The 16,208-nt window shown below is 69.9% G+C and carries 16 protein-coding genes; 6 read left to right on the plus strand and 10 right to left on the minus strand.

Going from position 1 to position 16,208, the window contains the following annotated elements; genetic code table 11:
* Positions 1-8: 8 nt before the first annotated feature.
* Positions 9-1,106 carry a D-alanyl-D-alanine endopeptidase gene (pbpG, locus tag dqs_RS04395; protein WP_065339771.1) on the plus strand — a complete coding sequence of 366 codons (1,098 nt, stop codon included), beginning with the start codon at positions 9-11 and terminating at the stop codon, positions 1,104-1,106.
* A gap of 62 nt (positions 1,107-1,168) precedes the next feature.
* Here the strand turns inward: pbpG and dqs_RS04400 are convergent, their stop codons facing one another.
* Entirely contained in the window at positions 1,169-1,972 is an 804-nt protein-coding gene (locus tag dqs_RS04400; RefSeq protein ID WP_065339772.1) for an IclR family transcriptional regulator, read from the minus strand.
* Positions 1,973-2,287: 315 nt separating this feature from the next.
* On the opposite strand from dqs_RS04400, the gene dqs_RS04405 reads away from it, so the two are divergent.
* The 3 genes from dqs_RS04405 (at position 2,288) to dqs_RS04415 (ending at position 6,356) form a co-directional block, all read left to right on the plus strand.
* The gene (locus dqs_RS04405) at positions 2,288-3,238 is read left to right on the plus strand and encodes a D-2-hydroxyacid dehydrogenase (RefSeq protein WP_084018225.1); all 951 of its coding nucleotides are present in this window, start codon (positions 2,288-2,290) and stop codon (positions 3,236-3,238) included.
* 202 nt (positions 3,239-3,440) lie between these two features.
* Complete coding sequence (locus tag dqs_RS04410; RefSeq protein ID WP_065339773.1) at positions 3,441-4,700, plus strand: putative Na+/H+ antiporter; 1,260 nt, start codon at positions 3,441-3,443, stop codon at positions 4,698-4,700.
* Positions 4,701-4,853: 153 nt separating this feature from the next.
* On the plus strand, positions 4,854-6,356 hold the full coding sequence (locus tag dqs_RS04415; RefSeq protein WP_065339774.1) for a pseudouridine synthase: 1,503 nt from the start codon (positions 4,854-4,856) through the stop codon (positions 6,354-6,356).
* A 67-nt stretch (positions 6,357-6,423) separates the two neighbouring features.
* Here dqs_RS04415 and dqs_RS04420 read toward each other — a convergent pair whose 3' ends face one another.
* From dqs_RS04420 to dqs_RS04460, 9 genes are all read right to left on the minus strand, one after another.
* On the minus strand, positions 6,424-6,903 hold the full coding sequence (locus dqs_RS04420) for a NuoB/complex I 20 kDa subunit family protein (protein WP_065339775.1): 480 nt from the start codon (positions 6,901-6,903) through the stop codon (positions 6,424-6,426).
* 32 nt (positions 6,904-6,935) lie between these two features.
* A complete protein-coding gene (locus dqs_RS04425; protein WP_065341640.1) occupies positions 6,936-7,820 on the minus strand; it encodes a helix-turn-helix domain-containing protein in 885 nt (294 codons plus the stop codon).
* A 77-nt stretch (positions 7,821-7,897) separates the two neighbouring features.
* A complete protein-coding gene (locus dqs_RS04430) occupies positions 7,898-8,128 on the minus strand; it encodes a hypothetical protein (RefSeq protein WP_065339776.1) in 231 nt (76 codons plus the stop codon).
* A 189-nt stretch (positions 8,129-8,317) separates the two neighbouring features.
* Complete coding sequence (locus dqs_RS04435; RefSeq protein WP_157108141.1) at positions 8,318-8,617, minus strand: hypothetical protein; 300 nt, start codon at positions 8,615-8,617, stop codon at positions 8,318-8,320.
* A gap of 8 nt (positions 8,618-8,625) precedes the next feature.
* Entirely contained in the window at positions 8,626-9,825 is a 1,200-nt protein-coding gene (locus dqs_RS04440; RefSeq protein WP_065339777.1) for an ABC transporter permease, read from the minus strand.
* Between the two features lie 9 nt (positions 9,826-9,834).
* On the minus strand, positions 9,835-11,043 hold the full coding sequence (locus dqs_RS04445) for an ABC transporter permease (protein ID WP_065339778.1): 1,209 nt from the start codon (positions 11,041-11,043) through the stop codon (positions 9,835-9,837).
* Positions 11,040-11,747, minus strand: a complete 708-nt coding sequence (locus dqs_RS04450) for an ABC transporter ATP-binding protein (protein WP_065339779.1) — start codon at positions 11,745-11,747, stop codon at positions 11,040-11,042. Before dqs_RS04450 ends, dqs_RS04445 begins: the two co-directional genes overlap by 4 nt.
* A gap of 13 nt (positions 11,748-11,760) precedes the next feature.
* Positions 11,761-12,909 (minus strand): efflux RND transporter periplasmic adaptor subunit, encoded by a 1,149-nt coding sequence (locus tag dqs_RS04455; RefSeq protein ID WP_065339780.1) that lies wholly within the window; start codon positions 12,907-12,909, stop codon positions 11,761-11,763.
* Between the two features lie 211 nt (positions 12,910-13,120).
* Positions 13,121-14,854 carry a glutamine--tRNA ligase/YqeY domain fusion protein gene (locus tag dqs_RS04460; protein WP_065339781.1) on the minus strand — a complete coding sequence of 578 codons (1,734 nt, stop codon included), beginning with the start codon at positions 14,852-14,854 and terminating at the stop codon, positions 13,121-13,123.
* A 164-nt stretch (positions 14,855-15,018) separates the two neighbouring features.
* Between dqs_RS04460 and crcB the strand changes: the two genes are divergently transcribed.
* On the plus strand, positions 15,019-15,402 hold the full coding sequence (gene crcB, locus dqs_RS04465; RefSeq protein WP_065339782.1) for a fluoride efflux transporter CrcB: 384 nt from the start codon (positions 15,019-15,021) through the stop codon (positions 15,400-15,402).
* Positions 15,403-15,521: 119 nt separating this feature from the next.
* Positions 15,522-16,196: a YiaD family glycine zipper/OmpA-like lipoprotein gene (locus tag dqs_RS21225; RefSeq protein ID WP_011764572.1), complete on the plus strand. Its 675-nt coding sequence runs from the start codon at positions 15,522-15,524 to the stop codon at positions 16,194-16,196.
* The last annotated feature ends 12 nt before the right edge of the window (positions 16,197-16,208 follow it).

Below are 16,208 nucleotides of genomic sequence, written 5' to 3' on the forward strand. Positions count from 1 at the left end.
TCCCCCACATGAATTCCAGACTCCTCATCGCGGCGCTGACCGCCCTGTCGCTGGCCCATTCCGGCCTTGCAGGGGCAGCGACCGCTACGGCGCCTGCTGCTGCGACCAAGGCCGCGAACAAGCCGGCGACCGCGAAGAAGGCAGTGGCCAAGGCCGCTGCTCCCAAGGCCGCCGCCAAGGCGACGGCGCCCAAGGCGGCCGCGCGCAAGGCGGTCAGCAAGACCTACGCGCAAAAGGGCAGCAGCACCGCCGCGGTCAAGAAGGTGTCGCTGCGCCAGAACGCGGTGATCGACGATGACGCCGGCGAACTCACGCTCGATGCGCGCGGCAATCCGCAACTCCGCTCGGCGGCCTTCTACGTTGCCAACCAGGCCACCGGCGAAGTCCTGCTGGAAAAGAACAGCTCCACCGTGTTGCCGATCGCCTCGATCACCAAGCTGATGACCGCGATGGTCGTGCTCGACGCGGGCCTCGGTCTCAATGACGAACTCGCCATTTCCGACGCGGACATCGACACCCTGAAGGGGACGGGGTCGCGCCTGGTGCTCGGCACCCGGCTCACCCGCGAGGAAATGCTGCGGCTTGCGCTGATGTCCTCCGAGAACCGGGCCGCGTCCGCGCTGGCACGGCACTATCCTGGCGGAGAACGGGCCTTTGTCGAGGCGATGAACGTGAAGGCGCGCCTGCTCGGCGCCTGGGATACGCGCTACTACGACAGCACCGGGTTGAATCCCGCCAATGTGTCGAGTCCGCGCGATCTGGCCAAGGTGGTGTCGGCGGCGGCCACCTATCCGCTGATCCGCGAGTTCTCCACCACGTCCGAACGCTTTGTGGACATCGGCGGGCGCACGCTGCGCTTTGCCAACACCAACAGCCTGGTCCGCAGCCCCGACTGGGAGATTGCGGTGTCGAAGACGGGTTACATCAGCGAAGCCGGGCGTTGCCTAGTGATGCAGGCCTGGATGCATCACCAGCCGGTGGTGATCGTGCTGATGGATTCCAACGGCCGCTACACCCGCACCGCCGACGCCCAGCGTGTGCGCAAGTGGATCGATACCCATGCGGTGCCGCACGTGGCCACCGCGGCGGCGCGGCGCGACGGCTGAACGCCCGCGGGCGACCGGCCTTACCGTCACAACACGAGGCGCTCTCCGGAGCGCTTCGCCGTTTACGTCGCCGCGCGGCGTTGGCGCCAGCCGAGCGCCTGGGAAATCTCGTCGGCGGTATCGCGCACCAGCGGTGCCCAGTCGGGATTGAAACGCTCCGACGGCGTGGACAGCGACAACCCGGCGATCAGCTCGCCGCTGTCGTCGCGGATGCCGGCCGCAATGCAGCGGACGCCGGCCTCGACTTCATCGAGGTCGAAGGCGACTGCGTGGCGGCGCACCTTGTCGAGTTCCTTTTCCAGCAGCGGCAGCGTGGTGATGGAGGCGGAGGTGGACGCCGGCAGGCCGGTGCGCCGGGCGTAGTCGCGGACTCTTTCCAGGCCGTCCTCGACGAGGAAGAGCTTGCCGGTGGCGGTGGTATGCAGCGGGGCGCGCGCGCCGACGATATGCACGACCCGCACCGAGGACCGGCCGCTCGACGTGCGCTCCACATAGACGATCTCGTCGCCGGCGCGGATGCCGAGGTTGACGCTTTCGCCCGTGGTGGCATGCAGCTTGAGCATCGCCGGCATGGCGGTCTCGCGCAGCGAGATGCGCGACTTCACCAGGCTGCCGAGTTCCAGCAATCGAATGCCGAGGCGGTAGACGCCGGCGTCAGAGCGCTCGACAAAGCCGCTCTGGGTCATCGCACCCAGGATGCGGTGTGCGGTGGAGGGGTGAAGCCCGGTTTCCAGTGCGAGCTGCTTCAGCGGCACCGGATCGGCGTGATGCGCGAGCACGTCGAGCAGCTTCATCATGCGCTCGATGACCTGGATGGGGTTCTTGGCTTCTGCCGCGGGGGTAGGTTCTGGCTTCTTGACGACCACTGGATATTTGAGGGTTTTCCGTAACTTGCGAATGGTAACCGGGCGGCTTAATTTCGCCTAGTGAAATGAAAGGGCGCGGGCCTGGACGGGGAGAGGGAATGCAGCGTGGATTCGAGGACCGCCGGATGAAGGGGCGCGGCCCGTGCAAGCGGGAGGGCGCGGCGCGGCGCCGCAAAAGCGGGGGCGGGAACGCGAAGGTGACGGTGACGCCGGGTCGCGCCTGGAGTGGGCGGCGATGCCGATGGTGATCGAAGCGCGTGCCAAGGTGGCGGTGCCGGCCCTGGCGGGGCGGCGTTGGCCTGAGCGGGAGGCCGCATGACGCTGTCGATCGTCTGTCTGGAGCGCGACGCGGTCGGTGCCGCGTTCGGCCGTCCGCGCGCACCCCATCGCTGGACCGAGTTTCCCTCCAGCGCCCAGGAGCAGGTCGTCGAGCGGCTGCGCGACGCCGAGGTCGCCATCATCAACAAACTGCGGCTGGGCGCGTCCGAAATCGCCGCGCTGCCCCGCTTGCAGATGGTGGCGGTGGCTGCAACCGGTTCCGACAATGTCGATCTGGAGGCCTGCCGTGCGCGCGGCATCGTGGTGTCCAACGTGCGCGGCTACGCGGTCCACACCGTGCCGGAGCATGCGCTGATGCTGATGCTGGCCTTGCGCCGCCGGCTGTTCGACTATGTCGCCGACGTGCGGGCCGGCCGTTGGGCGCGGAGCGACAACTTCTGCTTCTTCGACCATCCCATCGGCGACCTGCACGGCGCCACGCTCGGCATCATCGGGCGGGGCGGTCTGGGGGACGGCGTGGCGCGGCTCGGCGCCGCCTTCGGCATGCGCGTGATCTACGCCGAGCACAAAGGTGTGGCCGGCGTGCGCGAGGGCTACACCGCGTTCGAGCGCGTGCTGGCGGAAGCCGACGTGCTATCGCTGCACTGCCCGCTGACGCCTGCGACGCGCGGCCTGATCGGTGCGTCCGAGCTGGCGTCGATGAAACGGGAGGCGGTGCTGGTCAACACGGCGCGCGGCGGCGTAGTCGACGAGCCGGCGCTGGCTGCAGCGCTGCGCGCGGGGGTGATTGCCGGTGCCGCGACCGACGTGCTGTCCTCGGAGCCGCCGCGGGAAGGCAATCCGCTGCTCGCGGCGGACATCCCCAACCTGATCGTCACGCCTCACGTCGCATGGGCCTCGCGCCAGGCGATGCAGGCGCTGGCCGACCAGGTCATCGACAATATCGACGCGTTTGCAACGGGCGCCCCGCGTAACCGGTTGGCGTGAGTCGCCGGAGGCGCGGCAAGGGCGCCCGATGCTGCGGTCAATGTACTTCCAGCCCGGTCCGGAGCCCTCCCGGTTCTTCACGCTGCGGTGCAAAAAAAGACGGCGCGCAGGCGCCGTTTTTTTACGTTTGATTTATATCCTATCCCCTATATTCGGACCGCCTTCCCCTTAATACCCCCGTCGCAGCAAGGACCTAACGATAATGAACCCCAGCACCTTCCAGCTGCTCGGCACCGCGTTGTTCGCCGTCGCGGTCGCCCATACCTTCTTGACCAAGTACTTCGAGCATCTCGCCCACCTGCAACCCAACCACGCAGGCTTCTGGCACCTGCTTGGCGAGGTCGAGGTGGTGTTCGGATTCTGGGCCTTCGTGCTGCTGGTCTTCATGGCCGTCGCGGGCGGCGGGGCTACGGCGCCCGCCCAGTATCTGGAAGGGCTCAACTACACCGAGCCGGCCTTCGTGTTCGTCATCATGGTGGTCGCGGCGAGTCGCCCTATCCTCGAGCTGTGCAAGGTGGGGGCCCGTGTCCTGGCGCGCTACATTCCGCTCAATGACAGCCTGGCCTTCTATTTTGTCTGCCTGTCGGTGCTGCCGCTGCTCGGGTCGTTCATCACCGAGCCGGGCGCGATGACGCTGGCGGCCTTGATGTTGCGCGACAACTTCTACAGCAAGAACATCTCGCACCGTCTCAAGTACGTCACCATTGGCGCGCTGTTCGTCAACGTTTCCATCGGCGGCACACTCACCCATTTTGCCGCGCCGCCGGTGCTGATGGTGGCCAGCAAGTGGAACTGGGACATGTGGTACATGCTTGGCCATTTCGGCTGGAAATCCGCGCTTGCGGTCTTCATCAACGCCGGCCTCGCCACCCTGCTGTTCGCCCGCGAGTTGAAGGCGCTCGAAGTCAACGCGGCCGGCAGCGACCGCACTGTGCCGTGGGGTCTGATCCTGCTCCACGTGGCCTTCCTGGTCGGCATCGTCTATTTTGCCCACCAACCGGTTGTTTTCGTCGGCCTGTTCCTGCTCTTCCTCGGCGTTGCGGAGGCGTACAAGCACTACCACGACCGCCTGATGCTGCGCGAAGGCCTGATGGTCGGCTTCTTTCTCGCAGGCCTCGTCACCCTGGGCGCCCAACAGCAATGGTGGCTCCAGGACGCTCTTGCGGGTATGGACAGCACGGCGCTCTACTTCGGCGCCACCGCACTTACCGCGATTACGGACAATGCCGCGCTTACCTACCTGGGCTCGCTGGTCGAAGGCACCGACGACGCATTCAAGTATTCGCTGGTCGCCGGTGCAGTGACTGGCGGCGGTCTCACCGTGATTGCGAATGCGCCCAACCCGGCCGGCTTCGCGATCCTGCGCGGCTATTTCGATGACGAGGCGATCAACCCGCTGGGGCTGTTCGTCACCGCGCTGCCGCCCACCATTGTCGCCATTCTCGCGTTCCAGCTGCTCTAACTGGCTGCGGCGTGCAACCCCAACAACGGACCCGCGCGGGTCCGTTGTTCTTTCTGGGCCCGCCGGCGCAGCCGGAACTCCCCGGCGGCGCGGGCCCTGGCGCATAATCGCGCCTGTTTCCGCATCGCGCCGTCCGGCGCACCGAGGTTCCCTTTGAGCACCATCCGCAAGAATCCGCCCCAGCCGGCGCCGTCGCGCATTGCCGGTACCCTGAAGCTGCGCAAGCCTGCCGCCGACGACAACGGCGAGTCCGCAGCCGGGGCGGATCCGGCCCAGTCCGTCGCTGCCGGCAGCGACAAGCGCGCGCGCCCGTCATCGGCGGGCGAGGAAGGCCGCGCGCCGCGTTCGGGTGCCCGCGGCGGTCAGGCCAGCCGCGGCGAACGGCCGCGGCAGGACGCCGAGCCGCGTCGGCAGCCGCGCGCGCGCCCGGCGCAAGAGGGCGAGGCGCCGCGGCGGTCGCGCCGCGACCCGGGTGATGGCGGGACGGAACGGCACCCGCGGCGGGACGCCGGCGCCAGCGAAGAGCGGCCGCGTCGGCGCGAGGCGGCTGACGAGCGTCAGGCGCGGCCCGGCTACGGCCGTCGCGACGACGGCCCGGCCCGTGCCGGTGCGCGTCCCGCGCGCGAACAGGGCCGCGAGCGCGGCGAAGCATCCGGCCGGCGTCACGGCGGTGAGGGTGGCGAGCGGGCCTCCGCGCCGCGCGCGGCGTACGACGAACGCCGCCGCGCCGGAGGTGACGAGCGCGCGCCCCGCCGCGCTGCCGGCGACGCGGCCCGCACATCTCCCCGTCCCGCCGGCCCGCGGCCGACGGCCGCGGCGCCCCGCCCGGCCAGTGCTGAACGCGCGCCGCGCCGCCGTGAGGAGGCGCCGGCACGTGCCCCGGCTGCGCCGCGCGCGCCAGCCGTGCAGTCCGGCGACGGCGAGGCGCCCAGCGGCGTGCGCTTGTCCAAGGTGATGGCCGACCGCGGCATCTGCTCGCGGCGCGAGGCCGACGAGCTGATCGAGCGCGGCTGGGTCTTCGTCGACGGCCGCCGTGTCTCCGAACTCGGCACCCGCATCGACCCTGACGCCCGTGTCGTGCTTGCGCCCGAGGCCAAGAAGGCGCAGGCGCAGCGCGTCACCATCCTGCTGCACAAGCCGGTGGGCTACGTTTCGGGCCAGCCGGAGCCGGGCTACGAGCCGGCGGTGACGCTGATCGGCGGCGACAACCAGTTCGACCGCGACGTCGCGCAGCGCTTCCATCCCTCGCAGCTGAAGGGGCTGGCGCCGGCGGGGCGGCTGGACATCGACTCCACCGGTCTGCTGGTGCTGACCCAGGACGGCCGCATCGCCCGTCAGCTGATCGGCGACGACTCCAAGGTCGAGAAGGAATACCTGGTGCGGGTCGAGGGCGAGCTGATCGACGACGGCCTTGCGCTGCTCAACCACGGCCTGTCGCTCGACGACAAGCCGCTGCGCCCGGCCAAGGTGGAGTGGATCAACGAAGACCAGCTGCGCTTCGTGTTGAAAGAGGGCCGCAAGCGCCAGATCCGCCGCATGTGCGAACTGGTCGGCCTCCGCGTGGTGGGCCTGAAGCGGGTGCGCATCGGCCGCGTCAAGCTCGGCGACCTGCCGCTGGGCGAGTGGCGCTATCTGCGCGACGACGAGGTGTTCTGACGCCGCGCCGGCGTGCCGGCGTGAAGCGGCTGCATCGACGACGGGGCCTGCGGGCCCCGTCCTGCGTTTACCGGGCGATCACCGCGGGCGGCCGCTTCAGTTTGTTCTGCAGCTGGATCAGCCCGTACAGCAGCGCTTCCGCGGTGGGCGGACAGCCGGGGATGTAGATGTCCACCGGCAGGATGCGGTCGCAGCCGCGCACCACCGAGTACGAATAGTGGTAGTAGCCGCCGCCGTTGGCGCACGAACCCATCGAGATCACGTAGCGCGGTTCGGCCATCTGCTCGTAGATCTTGCGGATCGCCGGCGCCATCTTGTTGGTGAGCGTGCCGGCGACGATGATCAGGTCGGCCTGACGCGGGCTGGCGCGCGGGATCATGCCGAAGCGGTCCATGTCATAGCGCGAGGCCGCGGCCTGCATCATCTCGACCGCGCAGCAGGCGAGGCCGAAGGTGAGGTACCACATGCTGTTGCTGCGGACCATGTCGCACAGCGTGTCGAGCCGCGTCAGCAGGAAGCCGTCGCCATGCAGGGTGGGGGTTTGCACCGTTCTCTCCCGGAGATGGAACGGGGCGCAGTCTAGGCAGGGGCGAACAGGCGAGCTTGTACCGAGTCGACATCGTCCGGCAGGAAGAGGTCGCGGAACTGGCGATGGCGGAACCGGTACAGCCAGTAGCCGGGGTCGTCGCCAGCGATTGCCCGCAGCAGCGCGCCCGGGGCGAGGCCGGCAAGGGCGCGGAAGTCGCGGTCCATGTGGGCCTGGTCGTAGTAGCCGAAATCGAGTGCGATGCGGGTGAGTTCGCCGCGCGCAGGCGGGCGCGCGGTCATGGCAGCGAGGGTGAAGCCGAAACGGGCGATGCGGCGCAGTTCGCGCAGGTTGGCGCCGTAGGCGCGGGCGATGCGGCGTTCGAGCTGGCGTTCGCCGATGCCCAGCCGGTCGGCGATCAGGCGGGCGGGCTGAAACAGGTTGGCCCGCTCGCTGAGCAGCGCCGCACAGCGCGCGGGGTCGCGGGTGGGGCGCAGCATGCGCAGCAGCACCGCCTGTGTGGCTGTGGCCCACGCATGTGGATCGGCACTGGCGTCGATCCGCTCCAGCAGTTCGGCGACCGCGCCCGCTGGCGCGATGTCTTCCAGCGGCACGATGCGCTCGCGCACCTCGGCCACCGCCGGCCCCAGGGCTTCATCCATGCAGCCGGGGCGGAACATCAGCGCCAGGAACACCGTGCCCGGTGCCACCCGGGATCGCCTCGCGTGCAGATAGGGGCCGGTCAGGCTGGCGCGCGGTACCGGCTGCAGGCTGCCATCGGCGTGTTCAAGCCGACTGGCGCCGCGCGCGAACACGGTCAGGCAGGGACTCAGTGCGGAAGGCAGTTGCGACGTGCAGGCGTCCAGCCCCATCACCAGGATGTGGTGCACCCAAGGGGCAAGTGCGGGATGGGGCGGGATGACGAGGCTGACGGACACGGCAGGCAACGCGATGACGGCGGGGTGGCGCGATCATAGGGCCAAACCCGCCGCCGCGTGTGCGCGCCGTATGCGCGCTAGGCGGACCCGCCCTGCGTGGCGCCGCCGGCGCAGTGAGGATGCGCCTTGGCCACTGCGGCCAGATGCTCTTCGGCAATGCCGCTGACCGGGGTGAAGCATCCGTCCAGCGGGCAGATGCGGCCCGGCGGGCACTCGTGTTCGCGCGCGCACTCGGCCTGGGTTTCGTCCAGCAGCACCATTTCCCGCACGGCTTCGCAGCGGGCGATCGGGGAGTCGATGAATGTCATGGCGGTCTCCTTGATGTATGGCGCGCTGCGCCGCGGTCCGAGGTTTTCCGGCGCGGCATGCGGTGCGCTCCTCCCTGATTCAGCCTAGGTGTGCGCAATGGTATGTGCCGATAAATCTGCCTGCTGGTTGACCTGGCGCAAGCTCCGCGGGGTGCCCGGGTTCGCGCCTGGGCGAACGTCGCGCACCGGCTAGTGCGGGCGTGCGCCTGCGCGGGGCCGGGCCGGTTCCTGCGGCGCGGGCTGGGGCGTGGCGGCGGGCGGCGGGGGCGCCGGCCGGCTGCAGCGCAGGTCGAGATAAGGGCCGCGTTCGTGCGTCCAGCCGGGCCCGGGCGAGGCCTGCGCGCAGTGGGTGCGACCGTCGAGGGTGCTGCGCCACAGATGCCACGGTGCCGGCGCGGCCAGGGCCACGGCGGGAGCGAGCAGCAATACGGCGGCGAGCCTGCGTGCGGGGCCGCGCAGCAGCGATGGGGCGAGGGACGGATGGTGCACGAACGGTTTCATTGCGCGCGCAGCGCCTCCACCGGGTCCAGACGGGCCGCACGGCGTGCCGGCAGCACGCCGGCGGTGAGGCCGATCAGCACCGCGAGCGCTTCCGCGATCGCAACGAAACGCCACGGGGTGGACACCGGCAGCGCCGGCACGGCCAGGCCGACCAGTTGCGCAAGGCCGGCGCCGACGGCGAGCCCCACCGCACCGCCGATCGCCGCCAGCGCCACCGCTTCGCCGAGGAAGAGGCCGAGGATGGTGGTGCGACGGGCGCCGAGCGCCACCAGCAGGCCGATCTCCGCGGTGCGCTCGGCCACCGCGATGGTCATGATCGTGACGATGCCGACGCCGCCCACCAGCAGCGAGATGCCGCCGAGCGCGCCGACCGCCGCGGTGAGGATGCCGAGGATGTTCGACAGCGTCGCCAGCATGTCTTCCTGCGTGGTCAGGGTGAAGTCCTCGCGCCCGTGGCGGGCGCGCATCACCTTGCGCACCTCGGCCGCGGCGCGCGCGGCCGACACGCCTTCGTTGTAGGTGACGTTGATTTCCATCAGGCCGTCGCGGTTGTACAGCGCCAGCGCGCGCGCCGCGGGGATGTAGGCCGCGTCGTCCAGGTCGATGCCGAGGAACTGGCCCTTGCTCTCCATCACGCCGATCACCCGGTAGCGTTCGCCGCCGATCTGCAGCCGCTCGCCAAGCGCGTTGGCGTTGCCGAAGAGTTCGCGCTTGAGCGTCGCGCCCAGCACGACGAAGGCGCGGGCGTGCGCGGCATCGTCCGGCGGCAGGAAGCGCCCGCTCTTGACCCGCATCGAGAACACCTGCTGCATCTGCGCCCCGGCGCCCATGATGAAGGTGCGCCGCACGCGGCCGTTGGCGCGCACTTCGGAATTGCCCGACACCGTGGGCGTGATGCCGGTGACGTAGGGGGCGCGCGCCAGCGCCGCGGCGTCGTCGAGCGTGAGCTCGCGCGTGGTGGAGGGCAGGCCGGGCGGGCCGCCGCGGGCGCCGGTCTTGCCGGGCGTGACCTTGATGATGTTGGTGCCGAACTGGGTGAATTCCTGCAGCACGAAGCGGTGCAGCCCTTCGCCGATCGAAGTCAGCAGGATCACCGCGGCGATGCCGACGCCGATGCCGAGCAGGGTCAGGACGCTGCGCAGGCGGTGCGCGGTGAGCGAGCGCAGGGCCAGTTGCAGGAAGTCGCGCCACAGCATGATCGTCGCCTAGCGCTTGGCCAGCGCCTGCACCGGATCGAGCCGGGCGGCGCGGCGTGCCGGCAGCACGCCGAACAGCAGGCCGGTGCCGAGCGCGGTGCCCAGTCCGGCCACCACCGCCCAGTCCGGCGGCCAGGCCGGCAGCACCGGCCAGGTCAGGCGGATGGCCCAGGCGCCGAGCTGGCCGAGCCCGTAGCCCACCAGCGCGCCGGCCAGCGACAGCAGCGCGGCCTCGGTGAGGAAGGCCAGGCGGATCGTGCGCGCGCTCGCGCCCAGCGCCTTCAGCAGGCCGATTTCCCCGGTGCGCTGGGTGACGGCCACGAGCATCACGTTCATCACCAGGATGCCGGCCACCGCGAGGCTGATTGCGGCGATGCCGGCCACGGCCATGGTCAGCGCGCCGAGGATGCGGTCGAAGGTGCCGAGCACCGCGTCCTGCGTGATCAGCGTGACGTCGAGTTCGCCGTCGTGGCGCGCGCGCAGGATGTCTTCCATCTGCTTTTGCGCCGGCCCCAGGGCCTCGCGGCTGCGCGCTTCCACCATGATGCGGAACAGCGTGTTGGTATTGAACATTGCCAGGGCGGTGGCCACCGGCACCATCACCAGCTCGTCGGTGTTCAGCCCCAGCCCCTGCGCGCCGCGTGCCATTACGCCGATGATGCGCAGCCGGGTGTCGCCCACCCGCACCATGCGGCCCACCGCGGGTTCGTTGCCGAACAGCTCCTCGCGCAGCTTGTCGCCGATCACCGCCACCGCGCCCGCGCGGTTGAGGTCTTCGCGCGGCAGGAAGCGGCCTTGCGACAGGCTGTAGTGGCGGATGTCGAGGTAGTCGGCGCTGGTGCCCAGCACCATCACCTCGCGCAGCTTGCCGCCGACCGCGATCTCGGAATTGCCGACCGACAGCGGCGCCATCCGTGCCGCGAGCGGGGCGCGCAGCAGCGCGCTGGCGTCGGCCACGGTGAGGTCGCGCGGCGTGCTGGTGACGAAGCTGCCGGCGTTGACGCCGCCGGTTTCATTGCGCCCCGGCAGCACGATGATGAGGTTGGCGCCGAGCGAGGCGAACTCGCCGACGACGTAGCGGCGCGCGCCGTCGCCGAGTGCGGTGAGCACCACCACCGCCGCCACGCCGATCGCCATCGCCAGCACCATCAGCGCGGTGCGCAGCGGATAGCCGAACGCGGCGCCGGCGGCAAAGCGCAGCGTGTCGCGCGGGCTCATGGCGTGCCCGTGGGCGCCGGCGTGCCGTCGCGCAGGTCCTGGCGCAGCATGCCGTCCTCCATCATCAGGCGGCGGCGGGCGCGGTTGCCCATCGCCGGGTCGTGGGTGACGACGATCAGCGTGGTGCCGGCGGCGTTGAGCGCTTCCAGCAGTTCGGTGACTTCCTGTCCGGTGTGGCGGTCGAGGTTGCCGGTGGGCTCGTCGGCGAGCAGCATCGCCGGTTGCATGATGGTGGCGCGCGCGATCGCGACGCGCTGGCGCTGGCCGCCGGACAGTTCGTCGGGGCGGTGGTCGGCGCGCGTCTCCAGGCCGAAATCCTTCAGCGCGCGGCCCACCCGCGCCTGGCGTTCGGCCGGCGCCAGCCCGGCAAGCATCAGCGGCAGCGCGATGTTCTCGGCGGCGGTCAGGCGCGGCACCAGGTGGAAGCTCTGGAACACGAAGCCGATCCGGTTGCGCCGGACCTGGGCCTGCTCGTCGGCCGACAGCGTGGTGACGTCGCGACCTTCCAGCCGGTAGTGGCCGGCGTCGGGGCGGTCGAGCAGCCCGAGCAGGTTGAGCAGGGTTGATTTGCCGGAACCCGAAGGCCCCATCACCGCCACGTACTCGCCGGCCTCGATCTTGAGCGAGACGTCGCGCAGCGCATGGACCTGGCTGTCACCCAGCGTGAAGACGCGCTCGATGCCGCTCAGTTCGATCTGGGCCATCGGCGGCTGCGCCTCAGTTCGCGCCGGCTTCGGCGGTGGCGCGCGCGCCGGGTACGACGCCGGCACGTTCGAGCGAGGTGACCACGCGGTCACCCGCGGCGAGGCCCTCCAGCACCTCGGTCTGTTCCCAGTTGGCGAGGCCGGGGCGGATGCTGCGCTCGGCGATCAGGCCGTCCGCGCCGAGCACCAGCACGCGGTTGCCTTCGCGGATGGCGGCGGACGGCACGCGCAGCACGTCGTCGCGCGTTTCGAGCACGATCTCGACATCCACGCTGTAGCCCACCAGCAGGCCGCGTGCTTCTTCCGGGTTGGCGAAGTCGATATCCACCTCCACCGTGCGCGCCTGTTTTTCCACTGCGGTGATGTAGGGCGCCACCCGCTTCACGCGGCCGGCGAAGGTCTTGCCCGGCAGCGCCTCGAAGCTGATGCGGGCGGGTTGGCCGGGGTGGATCTTGGGGGCGTCGACCTCGTCCATCGGCGCCTTCACGTACAGGCAGGAGTCGTCGATCAGGTCGATCGCGGGCGGTGTCGGCACGCCGGGGGGCGAGGGGGTGGAGATCTCGCCGAGTTCGCCGGTGATCTTGGCGACGGTGCCGGCGAAGGGCGCGACGATGACAACGCGGTTGAGGTCGATGCCGGCGGCTTCGAGCTGGCGTTCCGCGGTCTTCACGTCCGCCTGCGCGCTGGCGCAGCCGGCGGCGCGGGCGGCGGCCTCGGTGCGCGCCTTTTCCTCGACGCTGGCGGAAACGAAGCCACGCTTGACCAGTGCCGCCTGGCGTTCCGCCTCGCTGCGCGCGTTGGCCGCCACCGTGCAGGCCTCGGTGCTGCGCTGGCGGGCGGTGGCGAGCTGGGCTTCGGCCACGGCGGCGCGCGAGCGCAGGTCGCCCTGCCACAGCCGCATCAGCACCTGCCCGGCCTGCACCCGGTCGCCTTCCTTGACGCCGAGGTAGTCGATGCGGCCGCCGGTGATGGTGGCGAGCTTGGTGCGCTGGCAGGCCTCGACCTCGCCGGCGCGGGTGTTGGCTACGCTCGCCTCGACGCGGCCGCGGGCCACTTCATGGACGACGACCACGATCGGCTTGGGGCGGGTGAACCACCAGCCGGCGGCGCCGAGCAGCGCGATGACGATGACAACGGGAATCAGGCGGCGGGAGAGGGCCATGATCTGTCGGCAGGCGGGTGGTGGGTTGCGCCTTCCCCTTCAAGGGGGAGGCGTTGGGGTTGCGGCTAGGACGGTGTGGCGGCTGCGCACCGGCGAGGCCGGAGTGGGGGTGGCGTTTGTATGGGGCGAGCACCTCATCCCCGCCCCAAACCTCCCCTTGAAGGGGAGGGGGAATGGCCGCGGTGCTCGCTGCGATGAGCGCTTAAACGCTTCACTTTCCGCCCTTGGCCCACGAATCCTTCAGCGTCACCGTGCGGTTGAACACCGGCGCGCCGTCCACCGAGTCGCGGCGGTCGGCGACGAAGTAGCCGTGGCGTTCGAACTGGAAGCGTTCTTCCGGCTTGGCGGCGCGCAGCGCGGGTTCCAGCCAGGCGCGGATGACGCGCTTGGAGTCCGGGTTGATGTCTTCGAGGAAGCTGCGCTCGTAGCCTTCGGGATCGCCCTCGCGGCGCTGGCCGGGGTGCGGATGGGCGAACAGGCGGTCGTAGAGGCGGATCTCGGCGGCGTAGCCGTGGGCGGCCGACACCCAGTGCAGGTTGCCCTTGACCTTGTAGTTGTCGGCGCCGGGCGTGCCGGACTTGGAGTCCGCCATGTATTCGGCGAGCACGGCGGTCACGTTGCCGTCGGCGTCCTTCTCGCAGCCGGTGCACTTCACCACGTAGCCGTAGCGCAGGCGCACGGTGTTGCCGGGGTAGAGGCGGTGGAAGCCCTTCACCGGCTCTTCCATGAAGTCCTCGCGCTCGATCCACAGCTCGCGGCCGAAGGGCATGTCGCGCTTGCCGAGTTCGGGCTTGAGCGGATGGTTGGGCGCGTGGCACTGCTCGCTGGCGCCTGCGGCGTAGTTGGTGATGACGAGCTTCAACGGGTCGAGCACCGCGACGCGGCGTTCAGCGGCCTCGTTGAGGTGCTCGCGCATGCATTCTTCCAGCGTGCTCATGTCGATCCAGGAGTCCGACTTGGTCACGCCGATGCGTTCGGCGAACAGCCGGAAGCCTTCGGCGGTGAAGCCGCGGCGGCGCGCGCCGACCAGCGTGGGCAGGCGCGGGTCGTCCCAGCCGTCCACATGGCCTTCGTCCACCAGCTGGATCAGCTTGCGCTTGGAGAGCACCACGTAGGTGAGGTTGAGGCGGGCGAACTCGATCTGCTGCGGCAGCGGGCGCGGGAAGTGGCCGGCGGAAGCGAGCGCGTCGAGCAGCCAGTCGTAGAACGGGCGCTGGTCCTCGAATTCGAGCGTGCAGATCGAATGGGTGATGTTCTCGATCGCGTCCTCGATCGGGTGCGCGAAGGTGTACATCGGGTAGATGCACCAGTTGTCGCCGGTGCGGTGGTGGGTGGCACGGCGGATGCGGTAGATCGCCGGATCGCGCAGGTTGATGTTGGGGCTCGCCATGTCGATCCTGGCGCGCAGGACGTGCGTGCCTTCGGCGAACTCGCCGGCGCGCATGCGGCGGAACAGGTCGAGGTTCTCGTCGACGCTGCGGGTGCGGAACGGGCTGTCCTTGCCCGGCTCGGTCAGCGTGCCGCGCAGCGCGCGCATTTCCTCGGCCGACAGCGAATCGACATAGGCTTTGCCGGCCTTGATCAGCGATTCGGCGCAGGCGTACATGATGTCGAAGTAGTCGGAGGCGAAGTAGAGGTGCTCACGCCAGTCGAAGCCGAGCCACTGCACCGCCTCGATGATGGAATCGACGTATTCCTGCTCTTCCTTCTCCGGGTTGGTGTCGTCGAAGCGCAGGTGGCAGGCGCCGCCATAGCTTTCCGCCAGGCCGAAGTTCAGGCAGATCGACTTGGCGTGGCCGTAGTGCAGGTAGCCGTTGGGTTCGGGCGGGAAGCGCGTCTCGACGCGGCCGCTCCACTTGCCGCTGCGGTTGTCTTCGTCGATCTGGTTGCGGATGAAGTTGCTGGGAGCGGCGGGCGCGCCGTCCTTGTTGTCGTTCGGATTCATCGGTCGGATAGTCCCGGCGGCGCGGGGCGCCGCGTTGCATGCGGATTGCGAATGCGCGCAATTGTAGCCGATGGGCAGAGCGGCCCGTCCGGCCGGCGTTTTGTGTCGCCCGGTTACAGCGCTCGGCTACACTGCGCGCGCGCATTTTTCATTCCGGAGACGTCATGCAGGCATCGGCTTTTCTTGCGGTCGGCGGCGGGGCCGCGTGTGGGGCGTGGCTGCGCTGGGGGCTGGGGGTCTGGCTCAATCCGCTGTTCGCGGCAATGCCGCTCGGCACGCTGGCGGCAAATCTTCTGGGCGGTTTCCTGATGGGGCTGGCGCTGGCCGCGATCCAGGCCTGGCCCACGCTGTCGCCGGCGCTGAAGCTGATGCTGACCACCGGCCTGCTCGGCGGGCTGACGACCTTCTCGACCTATTCGGCGGAGTCTTTCCATTTCCTGCAGCGCGGCGCCTGGGGCGGGTTTGCGCTGCACCTGCTGGCGCATGTGGCCGGCTCGGTGGTGATGACCTGGGCGGGCTACACGGTGTTCAACGCGGTGCGCGGCTGACACGCTGCGACCTACATCCTTTGTTGCATTCGCGCGCGAACCGCAAGGCGCCACGGCGCCAGAATCAACGGGCCGACCGAGAGTCGAAATATCACCACCGAACAAGAACGGAGGCTCGCATGAAACGCATCGTCATCTCCCTCAGCTGCTTGTCCCTCGTTGCCGCCGGCCTGGGCGGCTGCGCCGGCATGAGCGATACGCAGCGGCATACCGGCACCGGCGCCGCGATCGGCGCGGCCGCGGGCGCGGTGCTCGGCGCCGCCACCTCGGGCAAGGGCAACCGCGGTGAGGCCACCGCGATCGGCGCGGCGGCCGGGGCCGCGATCGGCGCCGGCGGCGGCTACCTGTGGTCGCAGCGCATGCAGGCGCAGAAGGCCGAAATGGAGCGTGCCACCGCCGGCACCGGCGTCAGCGTGTCGCAGACGGCGGACAACCGGCTCAAGCTCGACATCCCGAGCGACGTGTCCTTCGATACCGGGCGCTACGACATCAAGCCCGAGATGCGCCCGGTGCTCGACCGCTTCGCCAACACGCTCAACCAGCATACGGTCACCACCGTCAGCATCATCGGCCACACCGACAGCACCGGCAGCGATGCGGTGAACAACCCGCTGTCGGTGAATCGCGCTGCTGCTACCCGCGACTATCTGGTCGCGCGCGGCGTGGCGGGCAGCCGTATCGCCATCGACGGCCGCGGCGCGCGCGAGCCGATCGCCGACAACGGCACTGTGGCGGGGCGGGCGCAGAACCGGCGGGTGGAAATCTTCGTCGCCGAACCCGCTGCGGCGCGCTGACTGTTCCAGCGG

The organism is Azoarcus olearius (assembly GCF_001682385.1).
Taxonomy (GTDB): domain Bacteria; phylum Pseudomonadota; class Gammaproteobacteria; order Burkholderiales; family Rhodocyclaceae; genus Azoarcus; species Azoarcus olearius.